Source organism: Enterococcus sp. AZ156 (genome assembly GCF_051714165.1).
Classification (GTDB): Bacteria; Bacillota; Bacilli; order Lactobacillales; family Enterococcaceae; genus Enterococcus_B; species Enterococcus_B pernyi.
On sequence record NZ_JBIORI010000001.1, the window covers coordinates 698614 to 718581 of the forward strand.

A 19968-nucleotide genomic window follows, 5' to 3' on the forward strand; every position below is an offset into this window, starting at 1 on the left:
GTTACAAGACTTCATACCTTGGCAGATGATCCACATGAGCGAGTAGTCGTTCAAAATCTGCAAAGGGAAAAATGATGGTACTGGTGTTGCTGTTTGGATGAAAGCCCACGGTATCTTTGCGATCGATCGAGGAATCAATGACGACTTGGATCTCGTTTTCTAAATCGTTGACTAAGGCAAATGGATTGACGGTACCTGGCGGAACATGTAACAACTGTTTGACTTGGTCTCCTGACACAAACGATAATCGTTTTTCATTCAACTGTTCTGCCAATAACTTCAAGTCGGCTTGTTTTTCATCAGGTAAGACGACAAAATATATTTGTTTGCCTTTCTTTGATTTGACCAAAAGATTTTTAACTTGTGGACCTGGTAAAGTAAAAGTTAGATTTTTGACAGAAGTAATGGCTGGATGATTCACTTCTTGGTAATTGATTGCCAATAGATCAAGCAATTCATAGGCCTCTTGTTTCGTGGCATGACACATAAAAAACAATCCTCCATTCATTTTTTATTTATTTTAGCACAAAAAAGATTGACAAATAAAAATGAATCAGGTAAATTACTCATTAAGTTAAATAAAAGACATCGAAAAGAAGAGTAGCAATTAAGTGTTTGAAGAGAGTCTCTGGTTGGTGAGAAGAGGCAATAACTGATTGTGAAACACATCTTGGAGTCGATTTTCTGAACAGCCAGTAAGAAAATCCGGGAAGCCCGTTATAGCTGCGGTCGTTGTTAGACGACCAGATAAGGTTAGTTTTGCGAGAAACTAATAAAAAAAGGTGGAACCACGTATTTTGCGTCCTTTGATCTTCGGATCAAAGGACTTTTTTTGTTTTTCATGTGGTTGGAAGGGACAGCTAACAATGTACCCCTTTAAAGAAAAGAGGAGGAAAAGAAAATGAATGATTTATTAGAAGTGATGCCACAGTTGTTAGTAGGGGCGCTGACAACCTTGAAATTATTTGCCTTTACCTTGATTGGTTCTTTGCCATTAGGAATTATTTTAGCCTTAGGGTTGTCGTTACATTTTAAACCGATCCGTTATTTCCTACAAACGTATGTCTGGATCATGCGAGGAACACCGCTATTATTACAATTGATCTTCGTGTTTTACGGTTTGCCAACGATCGGGATCGTGTTTGATCGTTTCGAAGCTGCTTTGATCGCATTCGTTTTAAATTATGCTGCCTATTTTGCTGAGATTTTCCGTGGTGGTATCCAGTCTATCCCTAAAGGGCAGTATGAAGCAGCTCAAGTCTTACAGTTGAGTCCTTTCCAAACAGTGACAAGAATCATTATTCCGCAAGTAACAAAAATCGTGTTACCTTCTGTCGGCAATGAAGTCATCAATCTAGTGAAAGATTCTTCGTTGATCTATATCTTAGGTTTAGGTGATGTGATGCGAGCGGGTAAGATCGCGATGGAGAGAGATGCAAGTTTACTTCCATTGCTTGGCGTGGCACTGATCTATCTCGCACTAACAGGAGTGCTGACGATCGTGTTGAAGCAAATTGAAGAAAAATTAAATTATTACCGCTAAGAAACGAGGAGGGAACAGCGATGATTGAATTAAAAAAGATTAGTAAATCATTTGGTGACAAACAAGTGATCAAAGATTTTGATTTAGTAATACCGGAAGGACAAACATTAGCGATCGGCGGACCGTCAGGAGGCGGTAAAACAACGATGTTACGGATTTTAGCCGGTTTAGAAAAAGCTGACAGTGGTGAGTTTTACCTGGATGGCACGAAATTTGCCCCTTTTGAATTGAAAACAGAAGAACAAGTGGTAGGCGTCGTGTTTCAAGATTTCCAGCTTTTCCCACACTTGAGTATTTTTGACAATATTACTTTGGCACCTAAAATGGTGTTGAAACAAAGTAAAGAAGAATACACGAAAAAGGTGGAGGAATTAGCGGACTCATTAGGGATTCGTGATTTATTAGGAAATTATCCTTATCAATTATCTGGAGGACAAAAACAACGTGTGGCCATTGCTCGTGCGTTAGCGATGAACCCACGAGTGTTAGCTTATGATGAACCGACGAGTGCATTAGATCCAGAGTTACGCCAACAAGTAGAGAAGTTGATTCTTTCATTAAAAGAAGAAGGCGTGACACAAATCATCGTGACCCACGATTTAGTCTTTGCTGAAAACGTTGGGGATCAATTGATCAAAGTTATGCCAAGTAAGTAGGAAAGCGGTGGGGAGAAAATGAAAAAATTCAGCTTTTTGATTTTATCTTTGATTGGTTTTTTCTTTTTAACTGGCTGCACGAATGAGCGGACAGCGACAGAAAGCTGGTCAAGAATCAATGAAGAAAAAAAGATTATCGTAGGACTAGACGACAGCTTTGTACCAATGGGTTTTCGTGATAAAGATGGTAAACTGACAGGATTTGATATTGAGTTAGCGAAAGCTGTCTTTGATGAATATGGCATTACTGTTGAGTTCCAACCAATTGACTGGTCAATGAAGGAGTTCGAATTAAACAACGGAACAATTGATTTGATCTGGAACGGGTATTCAAAAACGCCAGAACGTGAAGAAAAAGTCTTGTTTACAAAACCATATATGAAAAATGATCAAGTGTTGATCACACCAAAAACTTCTGGTATTACAAGCTTTGAACAAATGCAAGACAAAATCTTAGGCGCACAAAACGGTTCTTCTGGTTATGATATGTTTGTCAGACATCCAGAAATACTCAAAGACTATGTGAAAAATCAAGAGGCAGTTTTGTATGCAAGCTTTAATGAAGCATTGATCGATTTGAAAAGTGGCCGTACAGATGGTGTGTTGATCGACAAAGTCTATGCCGAGTATTTTTTGAACATACGAGACGAATTAGACAATTTCAATGTGATCAAAGGGGACTTTGATGGAGAAGATTTTGCTGTCGGTGCGCGAAAAAATGACGAAATACTTGTGGAAAAAGTCAATGATGGCATAGCCGAATTGGTTGAAAACGGAAAATTTAAAAAGATCTCAGAGAAGTGGTTTGGTGAAGATGTCACACCAGAATAGGTGACAGGATGACATGAAGGATCGAATCATAGGGGAAGTCAAAATAGTGGAACAGCATCTGCTGCTCCGCTTTTTTTGTTTGTTTTGGACTTATTTTTTAAATGACTAGACTTTTATTTAGAAATGTCAAAAATCTACTTGGTAATGAAAAGGGTTTCGTGTTATTCTAAAGAGGTAAAGATTGAACTAGGAAAGGAAGATGTTCATGGAACACCAAAAATTAACGGCATTTCCTGATGATTTTCTTTGGGGATCTGCTTCAGCTGCCTATCAAGTAGAAGGTGCATGGCAAGAAGGCGGAAAAGGTGAGTCTGTATGGGATCGCTTTGTTCGTATTCCAGGTAAGACATTTAAAGGAACAAATGGTGACCTAGCAGTAGATCACTACCATCGTTATAAAGAAGACATTGCCTTGATGAAAGAACAAGGTTTGAAAACGTATCGCTTCTCTGTAGCTTGGACACGTATTTTTCCAAATGGCCGCGGCGAGATCAATCAAGAAGGTTTAGCTTTCTATATGGATTTGATTGATGAATTGATCAAACACGACATTGAACCAATGTTGACTTTGTATCATTGGGATCTGCCACAAGCATTGCAAGATGAATACCAAGGATGGGAATCTCGTCAGATCATCGAAGATTTTACGAACTATGCAAAAACATTATTCGAAGCATTTCGTGGCAAAGTCCACTATTGGGTTAGTTTGAACGAACAAAATATTTTTACTTCACTCGGTTATTTATTAGCGGTACATCCTCCAGGAGTGACTGATCCAAAACGAATGTACCAAGTGAACCACATTGCCAACTTAGCTAATGCAGCAGTGATCAATGAGTTCCATGAAATGGATATGCCTGGGAAAATCGGACCAAGTTTTGCGTATACGCCAAACTATCCGATCGACAGTGATCCAAAGAACATTTTGGCTGCTGAAAATGCGGAAGATTTGATGGCACATTATTGGATGGATGTTTATATGTGGGGCAAATATCCAATCGCTGCGATGAAATTCTTGGAAGAACAAGGGTGGGCGCCAACGATTGAAGAAGGCGATGAGGAGCTACTAGCATCTGCGAAACCTGACTTTTTAGGCATCAACTACTACCAAACAGCAACGAATGCCTTTAATCCATTAGATGGTGTCGGCGCTGGTAAGATGAATACTACAGGTAAAAAAGGCTCATCAGAAGAAACAGGCGTGCCTGGCATGTACAAAAAAGTAGAAAATCCATTTGTCGAACGTACAAATTGGGATTGGGAAATCGATCCAGAAGGTTTACGTATTGCTTTGCGACGAATCACGAGTCGCTACCGTATCCCTGTGTTGATCACGGAAAACGGTTTAGGTGAATATGACAAATTGACAGAAGATAAAAAAATCCATGATGACTACCGTATCAACTACTTGAAAAGTCATGTCAAAGCCATCAAAGAAGCTATTTCAGATGGTGCAGAAGTCTTGGGCTATTGCACATGGTCTTACACAGACTTGCTGAGCTGGTTAAATGGCTACCAAAAACGCTATGGCTTCGTTTATGTAGATCAGGATGAAACACAAGAAGGATCACTTGATCGCTACAAAAAAGATAGCTATTACTGGTACCAACAAGTAATTCGTGAGAATGGCGCGAATATTGGGAACCAATAAATATTGCACGAATAATACGTACTAAAGTGGATGGCACAATTTAAAAAAAGGAACAAAAGAGGAGGTACTGCTCATCTTTTGTTCCTTTTTTTGTTTGTCTTTTAGCTTTTACATCACCTAGAATTTCTGTTGATCACTAGTCTAACATAAATTGTTGAAGCACCGTTACACCAAAATCAGGTGCAGTCAATAATGTTGCGCCGATTGCGGCATCCGTCAATTTCCCACTATACGAATTTAGTGTGAGTAGTTTTCCGCTTCGAACGTTTCTGAACTTGTACAAAGGAATGGTTCCATAGGCATTTCCTGCGCTTACTACTCGCCATTGTGCCCGTTTATCTGAAGCATTTAAAACCCCAGTGCGTACAATAGAGAAGCCATTCCATTTACTATCTGATTCATACATTGAAAAATTATTTGCTCGATTATGGATGACAAAGGAATTGTTAGCCTCATAGAATACAAATCTCCATTGTTGGTTCGTATTCCTATGTTCATTAAAATAGATGACATCATCACTACTTGCTGAATCATCTAACGCTCTACTATTATTAAGAGAATTAATGATGTGATAAGAATTACCTACCCTATTAGCCAATTCTTTTTGCTGTTGGTAGTCTCTGTCATCATTCACAGCAGTGAGTCCTTTCGAATTTATAGCAATTGTATCAATGAGTTGTTTCTTTTCCCAAACATTCCCAATCACTCGATAGATTTTCATCTCATTTTTTGAATGATCGACTTCTGCAGTTAAGTAAGTTTTTTGAGAAGCACTGCCAGAAGAATAAACTGGGACTTTGCCAAAATACTGTGGGTAAGAAACCTTACCGATTGTTTTGTGATAATGCCCTGCAAAAACGGCTCGCAACGTTCCATTATCATAATATTTTTCTACCATTGCCTTGAATCTTCCTTGGGGATCACTTCCCAATTTCCAATCATTTGGTTTATGTATATAAAGAATAGCCGGTTGGTTTGCACTTCTTGCTTCTTCTAACTGTCTCTCGATATAGTCCATCCCAGGTGTTAACCAATAAGTAGGACCAGGCCCTTCAGAGCAAGAAAGATGCATCGTGGGATAATTGTTGGCTGTGATCATTCTAAAATCCCCAATTTTTTGTGAATAGTTTAGGCTACCAACATGCTTAGATTCAAAAAAGTAATCTTCTTTCCAAGTATCTTTTGAAATCCAATTATGAGGTCTATAGGTATGCATTCTGTTAAAGGTTATCCGCCAAGCTTGGTTGAGGAAAGTATCCTCGAAATTATTTTCAATATCGTGGTTTCCTAGGCCATAAGAATAAGGCATTTTTAGTCTACTGAATAATTGATCCATACGACTCCACTGAGAGCCTTGACCGTAAGCAGTGACATCCCCATTGACATAGGTATGTATTACTTTATTGCCGATGCTTGTTGAATAATCATTGATACTGTCATACTGATTTAAAATTAACGCAGCGGACTCCGCTCTGAGATCGCTATCTGATTGATAAATACCATCATCTGTTTTTGCTGTCCATGGAAATTGAGGATCAGAGGTAACTACAAACGAATAGTCGATGTCTGCGAATGCCGTAGTGCCAACCATAATTGTACCTACTAGAATACTCGCACTCAAAGTAATGCTTTTGATCATTTTATTTATTAATATTTTAGTACGCTTTTCAAATTTCATTTCTACTCCATTCTCTTATATTAATTTATTTTTTAAAGTTTGTTTCACTTTTATTTTGAAATTCTACACTCGAAGGCTTTTTTGATTCTTGTGAGTGTTATGACAAAACAAAAAGTGGTGTGATTTCCTATATTTTCGTAACCTCCTTTAAAGTTGATTGTTTTAAAAAAAGTATATCTTCCTATAATAGGTACTGTTCATAGTGTGTGGTGTTGCAACAAATAATTCTTCTTACAAAGACATAAAAGAATTTCTATCCTCACCTCAACGAAAGAGCGAAGACCATGGAGGCAAAAGGGGTGGCGAGGATCGTAGGAAGAGTTTTGAAGAATCAGATAAAAAGAAAATCAGCAATCGGGCAAACAAAACTTTTGTTCGCTTGCTTTTTTTTGTATAATGGAACTTGATGAAAAGAGGGATATATCATGGCAAAGAAAAAACGTCCTGCTAAGAAGAAGAGAAAAACTAAAAAACAAAAACAGCAGCAGGAGCAAATGATTGCGATCGGTGTTGGCTTTGCTTTTATACTATTTGCCGTCTTTGGGTTTTTGAAATTAGGCTTTTTAGGCATTTTAGTGGCGAATGGCTTTCGCATAGTCGCTGGAAATACGTATCAGATCCTCTGTGTATTATTAGCAGTTTTAGGATTTTGGATCATGGTCAAAAATAGAGAATTCACGATGGGTAAGAGTCGTCGTTGGCTGGGAGTCGGTCTGTTTTATTTAGGTATCTTACTCTTTTTACATGCCAATCTTTTTGGAAAATTGAACAGCGGAGAACCCAATATCATTGGAACGACTTGGGATCTACTATCGGGAGATATTCGTCAAAGCCAAATCACCACGAATGTCGGTGGCGGTATGTTAGGTGCATTTATTTATAATCTGACATTCTTTTTGATTGCTCAACCGGGAAGTTATTTCGTAGCTGTTTTATTGATTATTGGCGGAGCAGTATTATTCAGTAATGTTGAGGGTCATCAATTATTGAATGCCTTACAAGTCATGGGAGATAGATTCCAAGAACTGTTAGAAGGCGATCCAGAAAAGCAGGCACGTAAACAAGCTGCGAAAGAAGAGCGGCAAAAACAACGAGCAGAAGCGAAGGAAGCAAAACGTCTTGCTGCGAAAGAAGCAGCCGAAGCTGAAGCTGCGGAAATAGAACAAAAGCGAGCCACTCGTCAAAAGAATCAGGTACAAAAGGAAACTTCTCCTATTTATGAAGAAAGTGAACCTGAACAATTAAGTTTTGTGCCGATTGACAGTTTCCAAGGAAATGTCCAACCTCCTGTTATGGAACGTCCTAAACAGGATGAGATGAGCCAAGTACAAGAGTCTTCCGAAGATGAGTTATTTGAAGATGATGGCACTGCATTAGAATTTGAGATCGAAGCAGAAGAAGAAAATCAAGCATACGAGCTACCTTCAATCGATTTATTAGACTCAGCGCAAACCGTGGATCAAAGTGATGAGTACAAGAAAATTGAAAAGAACATTGGCGTGTTAGAACAAACTTTCCAAAGTTTTGGTGTCGATGCGAAAGTCGTCAAAGCAAGTTTAGGCCCATCTGTGACGAAGTTTGAGATCCAACCAGCTGTCGGAGTAAAAGTAAGTAAAATCGTTAGTTTGACTGATGATATTGCCTTAGCTTTAGCCGCAAAAGATGTTCGTATGGAAGCACCGATCCCTGGGAAATCACTGATTGGGATCGAAGTGCCGAATAGCAAGATCAGTATGGTTTCGTTTAGAGAGATCATCGAAGCCCAACCGGATCATCCAGACAAGCTATTGGAAGTACCTCTAGGACGAGATGTTTCGGGTCGTGTCCAAACGGCCGATTTATCGAAAATGCCTCACTTGCTCGTTGCCGGATCGACTGGTAGTGGGAAGTCAGTAGCGATCAACGGCATCATCACAAGTATCTTGATGCGAGCAAAACCTCATGAAGTCAAACTGATGATGATCGACCCGAAAATGGTTGAGTTGAATATGTATAATGGTATCCCGCATTTGTTGACGCCAGTTGTGACCAATCCTAGAAAAGCAGCACAAGCATTGCAAAAAGTCGTTCAGGAAATGGAAGAACGTTATGAGAAGTTTGCTGCAACTGGTGTGAGAAATATCTCTGGGTACAATGAATTTGTCCAACAAAAAAATCTAGAAAATGGAACCAAACATCCGACCTTACCATTTATCGTTGTCATTGTTGATGAATTAGCGGATCTGATGATGGTTGCAAGCAACGAAGTCGAAGATGCGATCATCCGTTTAGCGCAAATGGCTCGTGCCGCAGGTATCCATATGATCTTAGCGACACAACGCCCAAGTGTGGATGTTATCACCGGGATCATCAAAGCCAATGTACCTTCACGAATGGCGTTTGCTGTTTCCAGCGGAACAGACTCACGAACGATCATTGATTCTAATGGGGCGGAAAAGCTCTTAGGACGAGGGGACATGCTCTTCTTACCAATGGGAGAGAACAAACCGATCCGTGTTCAAGGCGCCTTCATTTCAGACCATGAAGTGGAACGTGTGGTTAACTTTGTCACCGATCAACAAGAAGCCAATTACGAAGAAAAAATGATGCCAACGGATGAAGTTGAATCAGCTGGTTCAGCTGAACAACCTCAAGATGAACTATTTGAAGAGGCAAAAGCATTAGTTATCGAAATGCAAACCGCTAGTATTTCTCTGTTGCAACGTCGTTTTAGAATCGGCTACAATCGGGCAGCTCGTTTAGTCGATGAATTAGAAGCTCACGGCGTCGTAGGCCCTTCAGAAGGCAGTAAGCCTCGAAAAGTTTTTATTGAACAAGTGGAAGAGTCAATGGAGCAACCATTATCTGAAAATCAGGACATATAAAATGAAAGCAAGAAATCTTTTCTTATCGAATTGATTTTTTGCTTTTATTTTGCGTTTAGTCCATAAAAATATTTTTTGTGAAAAAAAACAGGTAGTAACAACACGACTATTATAAAATCATTCATGTTAAAAAATGATAGGCGTAAAGTCACAATAGTTTTTTTAGATGAAAGGAGATTCACTGAATGAACGATGAGACAATGAAAAAGATTGATCAAGTAACGAATGAAGTTTCCGAAAAAATCACGAATGAACAATTAACAGAAACAAGGGATGAAGCGACTGGAAAACCAGTCAACGAACAACCTAAAGAACGAGCCAAAGAACCAATCGAAGAACCAGTCAAAGAACTGGATGCGGATGCCGGTGTAGATGCAACCGAAGAACCAATCGAAAAACCGATCGAAGAACCGATCGAAGAACCGATACAACCAACGAGTCACACAAAAAAAGCAACGCGTGATGAACCCCGAGTCGGCTTGGCAAATTCTGAGTTTCAAAGGGGCAATCAGGAAGTACCGGAAGAAATCAAAAAATGGAATTGGGGCGCCTTCTCTCTTAACATCATCTGGGGAATTGGGAACAAAACGTATCTTCCATTACTGTGTCTGATTCCACTATTCAATTTTGTTTGGGTGTTTATTTGCGGATTCAAAGGCAATGAAGGGGCATGGAGAGATGGAAACTATACGGATGTTGAAACATTCAAACAAGTCCAAAAAACTTGGAGTAGAGCTGGCATAGCGATGTTTATTATTCAAATTGTGATTATCCTCTTATATCTTGTTTTCGTCGTATTCATTCTTTCTAGCTTATGGTATATTCGTGATTCTTTTATCCGGGATTCTTATAACTATGATCCTTACATTTATGATGGTTATTACTACTAGAAAGGAGAAAACAATATGCATCAAAAAATGATCAAAACTATTTTTATATTGAATATCGTTCAAACAGTGATTTATCTTTTTGGTTTCTTTAACCGAGTAGCAGAGCAGTCAGGTCTGGTTCCTCTCGTCTATGTGACACGTCTATGGGGGAATTTTTATGGAATTATTTTTTGGTCGATCCTAAGTATGATTTGCGTGATCGGCTTCACTTTGAGCTTATATTTATTGCTTTCAAAAGCAGTAGATTCTAAAAAAACAGTCGGGTTGATCATTTCTGCTATTGGTTATGGTTCCCCACTACTATTCAGTTTTTTCTTGATCATTCCAGCAACCTTGTTGATTTTAGGGCTTATCTTTATTAAATGGATGATTATAGATCCAGAAAAATCAGTAGAAGAATACGATGAGTGGCATGATACCCATGCATGACCTAAATAAGATTTAGTACAAGTTTTTAACGATTATTTAGTTTCTTTTGTGAACTATTGCATTAATAAAGGGAATCAGTTATAGTATGTAGCGATACTTTGAAAAAAAGAGGGAATAATCGTGGAAAAACAATCCATTTATGGTTTAACAAATAAAGAATTGACTGCTTGGTTTTTAGAACATGGTGAAAAGAAATTCCGTGCCTCACAAGTATGGGAATGGCTCTATCAAAAGCGTGTCACAAGCTTTGAAGAAATGACGAATCTTTCAAAAAGTTTGATTGAAAAACTATCAGAAAATTTTGAGATCAATCCATTGAAACAAGTGATCGTGCAAGAGGCAAGTGATGGGACAGTCAAATACTTGTTTGAGTTGCCAGATAAAAATATGATCGAAACGGTGTTGATGAGACAAGAATATGGCTTATCTGTGTGTGTAACTACACAAGTCGGATGTAATATTGGCTGTACTTTTTGTGCCAGTGGTTTATTAACGAAAAACCGAGACTTAACTGCGGGTGAGATCGTGGCTCAGATCATGATGGTCCAACATTACTTTGATGAACGTCAACTGGGGGAACGAGTATCCCATGTCGTGGTGATGGGGATCGGTGAACCGTTCGACAATTATGACAATGTCATGGATTTCTTGCATATCATCAATGATGCCAAAGGTTTAGCAATCGGTGCTCGTCACATCACAGTGTCAACTAGTGGGTTGGCAAATAAAATCAAAGAGTTTGCTGAAAATGGATTACAAGTCAACTTAGCAATTTCATTACATGCACCAAATAATGAAGTCCGTACGTCCATGATGCGCATTAATCGCCGTTTTCCAATCGAAAAATTGATGGAAGCAGTGGATGAGTACTTGGAGAAAACTAATCGCCGGATCACGTTTGAGTACATCATGCTGAATCAAGTAAATGATCGGCCAGAACATGCGCAACAACTTGCTGATCTGTTGAAAGACAAGAAAAAATTAACTTATGTCAATTTGATTCCTTACAACCCAGTAAGTGAACATGATCAATATTCAAGAAGTCCAAAAGCGGATGTATTGAAATTTTATGATGTGTTGAAAAAGAACGGCATCAATTGTGTGATTCGCAAAGAGCATGGGACAGATATTGATGCAGCTTGTGGGCAATTGCGTAGCAAACAAATGAAAAAAGAAAAAACTGTAGCAAAATAAATATTCTTAAAGTTAAGTTTTCTTTCCTTCTCTTTTTCCCGTTTGGCTGATAGAATAGGCTGAAATTGGAATGGAGGGGAATAGGATGATCATCAGTGAATTTGATCGTAGAAATATCGGTTTGAAGGATCAGCTAGCTGACCTTTTGCGATTGACTTGGCCGAAGGATTACGGTGAACAACCAATGAAAGAAGTCGAGCAACTGCTGGCGATGGATCGAATCGCTGTCTCAGCGGTGGAACAAGATCGTTTGGTTGGTTTTATCGGTGCGATTCCGCAGTATGGAATGACTGGTTGGGAAATTCACCCTCTAGTAGTAGAAACTTCTTATCGAAAGCAGTATATCGGTAGCCGCTTAGTTGCTTATGTGGAGAAAGAAATCGCTTCTAAAGGTGGTGTGATGGTTTATTTAGGAACAGATGATACGGATGGGGACACGAGTCTTAGTCATACGGATCTTTTTGATCATCCGTTAGATAAAATGAAATCAATCGAAACTTTCAACAAGCATCCTTATACATTTTATGAAAAAATGGGCTATCAAGTCGTTGGAGCGATTCCTGATGCAAATGGGCTCAATCAACCAGATATCATTCTGGCAAAACGACTTGGAGAAATAAATCAATGAATGAAGCACCAAAATGATTTTTTAAAATCGAATAAAACATGCGAGCCTCCCCTAGTGTGGAGGCTCTTTTTTGTAGCAAAAACCGAACATTCATATCAAACGTTCTTATAACGACCATTTTTTTATGATTATTTTATTCGAAAGAGGATTAGATAAAAATCCTTGATTTATCTCATTTTTTCAGAAAAAAATAATAAAACGTTCATGGAAAAGTCATTATTTTTTAGAAAAAGCGAAAAAAACTGTTGCAATTTTAATAATTATTCATTAAACTCATAAACAACTCAGAAAATACTAATTATTCTGAAAATTTCGATAAAGGGGTACGGAAGATGAAAAAGAATTTAACTTTTGGTGTTGTGGCCTTATGTGGGCTTGTACTTGCTGGTTGTTATGGTGGCAGCAGTGCAGATACAAGTGGTAGTGGTTCTTCAAGCAGTGGATCAGCAGATGGAGGAGGCGTCTTCAACTTAGTAGTACCTCAAGAAATGCCGTCAGCCGACCTATCGGTTGCAACAGATACAATCAGTTTTACTGCACTAAATAATGTGTATGAAGGAATCTATCGTTTAGATGAAGATAGTAAACCTCAACCAGCCGGTGCAAGTGAATTGGCTGAAGTTAGTGAAGATGGATTGACTTATAAAGTCAAATTGCGTGAAGACGCAAAATGGTCAAATGGGGAGCCTGTCACTGCAGCTGATTATGTTTACGGTTGGCAACGTACGGTAGATCCAGCGACGGCATCAGAATATGCGTATCTTTTTGCACCAGTTGAAAATGCTGAAGCAATCACAGCAGGCGACAAAGACAAATCAGAATTAGGCATCAAAGCAGTTGGCGATTATGAATTGGAAATCAAATTAGCCAAACAAACACCATACTTCCAATACTTACTTGCTTTCCCTTCATTCTTCCCACAAAGTCAAGCAGTGGTTGAAGAACATGGAGATGCGTACGCATCATCAAGTGACAACGCAGTATACAACGGACCATTTACTTTAGCTGATTTTGATGGACCAGGTACTGATACAGAATGGACGTACAAGAAAAACGAAGAGTACTGGGATAAAGATGCAGTTAAATTATCAGAAATAAAAGTCAGTGTTGTAAAAGAATCTTCTACTGCATTGAATCTATTCAAAGATGGACAAGCAGATGATGTCATCTTATCAGGTGAGTTAGCACAACAAAATGCGAATGATCCAGCTTATACGTCAGTTAAAGAAGCACGTACAAGTTATATCGAGTTCAATCAAAGAGAAGATGATTCACCATTCAAAAATGTGAACTTAAGAAAAGCCATTTCTTATTCAATCAACCGTGAAGCATTAGTGAAACAAGTCATGGGTGATGGTTCAGTTGTTTCAACAGGCTTGATTCCTGCTGACATGACTAAGAATCCTGAAACAAATGAAGATTTTGCAGCAGAAGCCGGCGAATTAGTATCATATGATCAAGACAAAGCAAAAGAATATTGGGAAAAAGCGAAGAGTGAATTAGGAATCGACTCATTAGAATTTGAATTGATGGCATCAGATGATGACTCAACGAAAAAAGTGATCGAATATATCCAAAACTCTATCCAAGAAAACCTTGACGGTGTGAAAGTAAAACCTACACCAGTACCATTCTCTGTTCGTTTGGATCGTTCATCATCTGGTGATTTCGATACAGTATTAGGTGGCTGGGGCGCAGACTATGCTGACCCAAGTAGCTTTACTGACTTATTTGTAACAGGCAATTCTTACAACCGTGGACAATGGTCAAATGCGGACTATGACAAAGCCGTTGAAGCATCTGCTTCTAAAGATGCTGGTGACGAACAAGCGCGTTGGGCTGACTTACAAGAAGCGAATAAAATCATCGCTGAAGATATGGGTGTCGCACCAGTTTATCAAAAAGCTGAAGGTCATTTAGTTAATCCAAAAGTCAAAGGTATCGTTCATCATGCTGCTGGCGCATCATGGGATTACAAATGGACATATATTGAAGAATAAACTGTCCTAAAAAGAAAAAAGAGTGTCTGGGATGTATTACAAATCCCAGACCTCTCAATTTTCTGATCCTAGTTATTCTTTTGGCCGTTCATTTAGACAAGTGAGATGAGCGCAAAGACAATCGAAAACACAAGCAAAATTCCAGCGATGATCAGCCAAAAGGTATACATACCGTAGCTGACCGAAGATAGGGAAGTAAATTCTGGTTTTTCCTTCCGGTTTCTCGTTCGTGCTAAGTGAAACGAACGTTGAAAGTGATCAAAGAAACCTGAGGAGAACACCCATAAAAATCCGCCGATAATCAAAAACGGCAACGCACATAAAAATAAATCATTGGATAATTGAAGAAGGGTCAACTGATCAGTCAAAGCATTTTTAAGTAACACGAGGACGATCACTAAACCGGCAAACAAATAAGGACGATATTTTTTTTTCATTTTTTTGCTCCTTTATCATTGGTTCATTAAATAATGTAGCGAAACATTGATCAGAAGTCAAAAGCTAGGGGGAAACATTCGTGAATAGTTATATAAAATATGTATTAAAACGTGTCTTCTTTATGGTCATCACACTTTGGTTGATTGCAACCATCACATTCTTTTTGATGCAATTATTGCCTGGTACACCTTACACAAACCAGGAACGTTTAAGTCCTGAAACAATTGAGATGTTGAACAAACAAGTTGGTTTGGATAAACCAGTCATCGTTCAATATGGGATCTATCTTTCTAATTTGATCCAAGGAGATTTTGGTATCTCTTTCCAATTCAAAAACCAACCAGTTGCTAACTTATTAGCAGGACGAGTAGGACCTTCATTACAGCTTGGTCTACAAGCAATCATTTTCGGAACTTTCTTTGGAACGATCCTAGGAACAATCTCAGCAATGAAACAAAATACATGGGTCGATACGTCTTCTACATTAGTCGCGATCTTAGGACGTTCTATCCCTAACTTTGTTTTTGCTGTATTGTTACAATACATTTTTGCCATCCAATTTCGTGTATTACCGATCGCAAAATGGGATGGGTTCATGTATACGATCTTACCAACGATTGCACTAGCCATGTCGCCATTAGCCGACTCTGCCAGATTCATCCGAACAGAAATGGTCGAAGTCTTGCATAGTGATTATGTTGAATTGGCTCGAGCAAAAGGCTTGAGTCGTTGGGAAATTGCCTTCAAACATGGTCTACGTAATAGTTTGATCCCGTTGATGACCTTGTTAGGCCCATTAGCAGTCGCTTTGATGACTGGTTCATTAGTTGTTGAAAATATCTTTGCTATTCCGGGGATCGGTGAGCAATTCGTTAAGTCGATCACAACAAATGACTATCCAACGATCATGGCTGTCACGATCTTGTATTCATTTATGTTGATCTTAGTTATTTTAGTCGTGGATCTATTGTACGGACTAGTTGATCCGAGAATCCGAGTTTCTGAAGGGAGTCGAAGCTAGATGGAACTGATACCAAAACGCTACGAAACAATTGCAGAAATTCCTGCAGATGAATTTTTACCGTTACAAAAAAACACAGAAGAAGAACGTGAAAAAATCGAAGCTCCTTCACTGAATTTTATCCAGGATTCTTGGCGTCGATTGAAGAAAAACAAAGCGGCAGTTATTTCTATGGGATTACTGATCGTGATCATCTTTATCTCGATCATCACGATTTTCGTTTCACCCCATGATCCAACCGCTCAAAATGTCGATTACATCAACTTACCACCACGTATTCCTGGTATCAATATCGACGGACTAAACGGAAAAGCAATGGTTGCTGGTGAGTTAGTCGATAAATATGCGCAAGCAAATGTTCCCGCAGACGTGAACTACTTTTTAGGAACAGATGGTCTAGGTCGTGATGTGTTAAGTCGTTTGTTCATGGGAACACGTATCTCTCTACTGATTGCCTTCATTGCTGCGTTACTAGATGTAACGATCGGTGTTGCCTATGGTTTGATCTCTGGTTTGTTAGGTGGTCGTGTGGACAATGCGATGCAACGTTTCTTAGAGGTCTTATCTGGTATTCCTAACTTAGTCGTGATGATTTTGATGTTAGTCGTCTTTGAACCAGGGATCTTCTCGATCGTGGCAGCGATGGCGATCACGAACTGGATTCCGATGGCTCGGATCGTCAGGGCGCAAACATTGAAATTAAAAGACCAAGAGTATGTGTTAGCAGGAATGACATTAGGTGAATCCAAATGGAAGATCGCCTTCAAGCATATCTTGCCAAATATTTCGAGTGTGATCATCATCCAAATGATGTTCAGTATCCCATCAGCGATTTTCTTCGAAGCTTTCTTAAGTTTCATCGGCCTAGGCTTGACACCACCTTCTGCTTCATTGGGAACGATGTTGAGTGATGGATACAAAACATTCTTATACTTGCCGTACCTATTATGGATACCGGCAGCAACTTTATCGGTGATCATGATTGGTTTCAACTTATTAGCAGATGGCTTACGTGATGCCTTTGATCCTAAAATGAAAGAGTGAGTACGATGACGAAAATTCTTGAAGTGAAGAACTTACAAATCTCCTTTGATACCTATGCTGGAAAAGTCCAAGCAATCCGAGGCGTCGATTTTCATTTGAACAAAGGTGAAACATTGGCAATCGTTGGCGAATCCGGTAGTGGGAAATCTGTAACGACTAGAAGTATCATGCGTTTACTGTCAAGTAACGCATCGATCGATTCTGGTGAGATTTTATTCAAAGGACAAAACATTGTTGATAAAACAGAAAAAGAAATGCAAAAGATTCGTGGGAAAGAAATTGCGATGATCTTCCAAGATCCGATGACTTCATTAGATCCAACGATGACGATTGGTAAACAAGTAGCAGAATCTTTACGTAAGCATAATAAAGTATCGAAAAAAGAGGGGCAAAAAGCCGCTTTAGAATTATTGAATCTTGTAGGAATCCCGGAAGCTGAGAAACGCATCCATAGCTATCCTCATCAATTTTCAGGGGGACAACGGCAACGGATCGTGATCGCGATCGCGTTGATTTGTTACCCAGAAATCTTGATTGCAGATGAACCAACGACAGCCTTAGATGTGACGATCCAAGCACAGATTTTAGAGTTGTTGAAAAAAATCCAATCAAAAATCGACACGTCGATCATTTTTATCACCCATGATCTTGGTGTCGTAGCGAATGTCGCTGATCGAGTAGCAGTGATGTACGGTGGAAAAATCATTGAAGTGGGGACATCTGAAGAGATTTTTTACAATCCACAGCATCCGTATACATGGGGCTTACTTGGCTCTATGCCTACATTGGAAAGTGGCAATGACCGCTTATATGCAATCCCAGGTTCTCCACCGGATTTATTGAATCCGCCAAAAGGTGATGCCTTCTATCCACGAAATGAATTTGCATTGAAAATCGATGCGGAACAAGCACCACCGTTTTTCGAACTATCACCAACACACCAAGCAGCTACTTGGCTATTAGCCCCACAAGCTCCAAAAGTGACACCGCCAGAAGAGATTCAACGGCGCTGGGCGATTTTTCAAGAAAAGCAAAAAGCACATGGCCAAGGGGGATTGAACAATGAACAAAAAACTGCTCGAGGTTAAATGCTTAAGACAGTATTTTAATGTAGGAAAGAAAAATGAAGTCCATGCGGTGAATGATATCAGTTTTCACATCTATGAAGGAGAAACATTCGGCTTAGTTGGCGAATCTGGTAGTGGAAAGTCAACCACAGGTCGAACGATCATCCGTTTGAATGAACCAACGGGTGGCGAGATCTTATTTGATGGGCAAGATGTGACGAAATTAAAAGGCAAACAAGCCATGACAAAGTTTCGTCATGAAGTCCAAATGATTTTCCAAGATCCATATGCTTCATTAAATCCAAGAATGAAAGTACGAGATATCATTGCAGAAGGAATCGATGTCAACGGACTAGCTAAATCACCCGAAGAACGTGCAGAAAAAGTCAACGAGTTACTAAAAACAGTTGGCTTAAATCCCAGCCATGGCACACGCTATCCTCATGAATTTTCAGGGGGACAACGCCAACGGATCGGGATTGCACGAGCATTAGCAGTCAATCCGAAGTTTATCATTTGTGATGAACCAATCTCTGCTTTAGACGTATCGATCCAAGCCCAAGTGGTCAATCTTTTACAAGATTTACAAAAAGAGCAAGGATTGACTTACTTGTTTATCGCGCACGATCTATCCATGGTGAAACATATCAGTGACCGTATTGGTGTGATGCACAATGGCTTGTTGCTTGAGATGGGAACCAGTGAAGAAATCTATAATCATGGAGTGCACCCATATACGGAAAGCTTACTATCAGCGATCCCATTGCCTGACCCTGATCATGAACGCCAACGTCGCCGGATCAAGTATCAACCTGAACCAGATGATGGACAAATCCGCACGTTAAGAGAAATTGCTCCTGAACATTTTGTATATGCAACAGAACAAGAAGTTGCTTATTATGCGAAAAAATTAAAACGGCAGAAAGAAGCCTTGCTAGTCGCAAACTAGGGGGAGAAGCCGATGCTAAAAGCCTTTAAATTTCGAATCTATCCCACTGATTCACAAAAACAGTGGTTGATCCAAACATTTGGTTGTGTGCGTTTTACTTACAATCATTTATTAAAAGCCAGACAGGCGTATTATTTAGAAACACAAGCGATCGATTATACGCTGACACCAGCTTCTTTAAAAAAGCAATATCCGTTTTTAAAGGAAGTCGATAGTTTAGCCTTAGCGAATGCCCAATTAAACTTGGATCGTGCATTTCGTAATTATTTTAAAGGACGCGCAAGCTTCCCCAAACTAAAAAATAAAAAAAGTATTTGGCAGTCGTATACGACGAATAATCAAAAAGGAACAATCTATTTAGAAGAAACATACCTCAAATTGCCAAAGCTAAAAGAGAAAATTCGCATCCATGCCCATCGCCCGATTGAAGGAACGATTCGTTCAGCAACGATCTCATCTCGATACAACGAGATCTTTTATGTCTCCTTGCTCTGTGAAGTTCCCCAAAAGACGATGAGAGCGTCAAATAAATGGATCGGGATTGCCTATGATCCAGATCGTCTAGTGGAGATGTCTACACCGCTTGACATCACGATTCCTAAATTCAAACAAGTTGATCAACAACTCCTACGGGCAAAGAGAAAGCTTGTGATCAAAGGACGATCAGCACAGCATCGACGAACACACGTTGAAAGAGTAAAAAATTATCAAAAGCAAAAAAGGAAAATCAAAGACCTTTATTTAAAACAAAAATTTCAACGAGAAGACTATTTAGAACAAATTTCAGGAACAGTGATCCATCATTATGATTATTTGTTTGTCGAATCGATTTCAGCAGATTGTCCGAAAGGTGATTTTTCTATCCAAGACTGGCATAAGCTATTAGCAAAGCTCCAATATAAATCGCAATGGTATAGCAAAAAGTTAGTATTGATCGATATGAAAGAACAAACAAATCCTTCCACAAATAAAAAGAGTCTGGAATTAGTTGAAATCGGGAAGCAAGTCCTTTTTGAATAAAAAAACTGGTAGGGGCGCCAGGGTTCGCCTTGCTAATAAAAAACATCTATTGTTTTTGTTTCTAG

The 19968-nt window shown here is 39.2% G+C and carries 18 protein-coding genes and 1 other annotated feature; of the genes, 15 read left to right on the top strand and 3 right to left on the bottom strand.

Going from position 1 to position 19968, the window contains the following annotated elements; genetic code table 11:
* Position 1 precedes the first annotated feature (1 nt).
* Positions 2 to 487 carry a YbaK/EbsC family protein gene (locus IGJ95_RS03385; protein WP_023519207.1) on the bottom strand — a complete coding sequence of 162 codons (486 nt, stop codon included), beginning with the start codon at positions 485 to 487 and terminating at the stop codon, positions 2 to 4.
* Between the two features lie 92 nt (positions 488 to 579).
* Positions 580 to 810 (top strand) — a binding site (T-box leader).
* 91 nt (positions 811 to 901) lie between these two features.
* Between IGJ95_RS03385 and IGJ95_RS03390 the strand changes: the two genes are divergently transcribed.
* The 4 genes from IGJ95_RS03390 (at position 902) to IGJ95_RS03405 (ending at position 4681) form a co-directional block, all read left to right on the top strand.
* Positions 902 to 1543 (top strand): amino acid ABC transporter permease, encoded by a 642-nt coding sequence (locus tag IGJ95_RS03390; protein ID WP_010736166.1) that lies wholly within the window; start codon positions 902 to 904, stop codon positions 1541 to 1543.
* Between the two features lie 20 nt (positions 1544 to 1563).
* Positions 1564 to 2199, top strand: coding sequence for an amino acid ABC transporter ATP-binding protein (locus tag IGJ95_RS03395; protein WP_153830478.1), 636 nt, complete (start codon positions 1564 to 1566; stop codon positions 2197 to 2199).
* 18 nt (positions 2200 to 2217) lie between these two features.
* The gene (locus IGJ95_RS03400; protein WP_010736164.1) at positions 2218 to 3030 is read left to right on the top strand and encodes an amino acid ABC transporter substrate-binding protein; all 813 of its coding nucleotides are present in this window, start codon (positions 2218 to 2220) and stop codon (positions 3028 to 3030) included.
* A gap of 205 nt (positions 3031 to 3235) precedes the next feature.
* Entirely contained in the window at positions 3236 to 4681 is a 1446-nt protein-coding gene (locus IGJ95_RS03405) for a glycoside hydrolase family 1 protein (RefSeq protein WP_153830479.1), read from the top strand.
* A gap of 136 nt (positions 4682 to 4817) precedes the next feature.
* Here the strand turns inward: IGJ95_RS03405 and IGJ95_RS03410 are convergent, their stop codons facing one another.
* Positions 4818 to 6272, bottom strand: coding sequence for a metallophosphoesterase (locus IGJ95_RS03410; RefSeq protein WP_226076707.1), 1455 nt, complete (start codon positions 6270 to 6272; stop codon positions 4818 to 4820).
* A gap of 512 nt (positions 6273 to 6784) precedes the next feature.
* Between IGJ95_RS03410 and IGJ95_RS03415 the strand changes: the two genes are divergently transcribed.
* The 6 genes from IGJ95_RS03415 (at position 6785) to IGJ95_RS03440 (ending at position 14364) form a co-directional block, all read left to right on the top strand.
* A complete protein-coding gene (locus IGJ95_RS03415) occupies positions 6785 to 9223 on the top strand; it encodes a DNA translocase FtsK (protein WP_153830480.1) in 2439 nt (812 codons plus the stop codon).
* Positions 9224 to 9702: 479 nt separating this feature from the next.
* Entirely contained in the window at positions 9703 to 10113 is a 411-nt protein-coding gene (locus tag IGJ95_RS03420; RefSeq protein ID WP_051377631.1) for a hypothetical protein, read from the top strand.
* Positions 10114 to 10128: 15 nt separating this feature from the next.
* The gene (locus IGJ95_RS03425; RefSeq protein ID WP_010736159.1) at positions 10129 to 10542 is read left to right on the top strand and encodes a hypothetical protein; all 414 of its coding nucleotides are present in this window, start codon (positions 10129 to 10131) and stop codon (positions 10540 to 10542) included.
* Between the two features lie 120 nt (positions 10543 to 10662).
* Entirely contained in the window at positions 10663 to 11736 is a 1074-nt protein-coding gene (rlmN, locus tag IGJ95_RS03430) for a 23S rRNA (adenine(2503)-C(2))-methyltransferase RlmN (RefSeq protein WP_010736158.1), read from the top strand.
* Positions 11737 to 11821: 85 nt separating this feature from the next.
* Positions 11822 to 12364, top strand: a complete 543-nt coding sequence (gene aac(6'), locus IGJ95_RS03435) for an aminoglycoside N-acetyltransferase AAC(6')-Ii (protein ID WP_153830481.1) — start codon at positions 11822 to 11824, stop codon at positions 12362 to 12364.
* Positions 12365 to 12696: 332 nt separating this feature from the next.
* Positions 12697 to 14364: a peptide ABC transporter substrate-binding protein gene (locus IGJ95_RS03440; RefSeq protein ID WP_010736156.1), complete on the top strand. Its 1668-nt coding sequence runs from the start codon at positions 12697 to 12699 to the stop codon at positions 14362 to 14364.
* Positions 14365 to 14456: 92 nt separating this feature from the next.
* Here IGJ95_RS03440 and IGJ95_RS03445 read toward each other — a convergent pair whose 3' ends face one another.
* Positions 14457 to 14801, bottom strand: coding sequence for a DUF3899 domain-containing protein (locus IGJ95_RS03445; protein ID WP_010736155.1), 345 nt, complete (start codon positions 14799 to 14801; stop codon positions 14457 to 14459).
* Positions 14802 to 14881: 80 nt separating this feature from the next.
* Between IGJ95_RS03445 and opp3b the strand changes: the two genes are divergently transcribed.
* The 5 genes from opp3b to IGJ95_RS03470 are packed head-to-tail and all read left to right on the top strand — an operon-like array spanning position 14882 to position 19903.
* Positions 14882 to 15823: an oligopeptide ABC transporter permease gene (gene opp3b / locus IGJ95_RS03450; protein WP_019722500.1), complete on the top strand. Its 942-nt coding sequence runs from the start codon at positions 14882 to 14884 to the stop codon at positions 15821 to 15823.
* Positions 15824 to 16867, top strand: coding sequence for an ABC transporter permease (locus IGJ95_RS03455; RefSeq protein ID WP_019722499.1), 1044 nt, complete (start codon positions 15824 to 15826; stop codon positions 16865 to 16867).
* A gap of 5 nt (positions 16868 to 16872) precedes the next feature.
* Positions 16873 to 17955, top strand: a complete 1083-nt coding sequence (locus tag IGJ95_RS03460) for an ABC transporter ATP-binding protein (protein ID WP_019722498.1) — start codon at positions 16873 to 16875, stop codon at positions 17953 to 17955.
* Positions 17930 to 18883 carry an ABC transporter ATP-binding protein gene (locus IGJ95_RS03465; protein WP_438761455.1) on the top strand — a complete coding sequence of 318 codons (954 nt, stop codon included), beginning with the start codon at positions 17930 to 17932 and terminating at the stop codon, positions 18881 to 18883. Before IGJ95_RS03460 ends, IGJ95_RS03465 begins: the two co-directional genes overlap by 26 nt.
* 12 nt (positions 18884 to 18895) lie before the next feature.
* The gene (locus IGJ95_RS03470) at positions 18896 to 19903 is read left to right on the top strand and encodes an RNA-guided endonuclease TnpB family protein (RefSeq protein WP_153830483.1); all 1008 of its coding nucleotides are present in this window, start codon (positions 18896 to 18898) and stop codon (positions 19901 to 19903) included.
* Positions 19904 to 19968 lie beyond the last annotated feature (65 nt).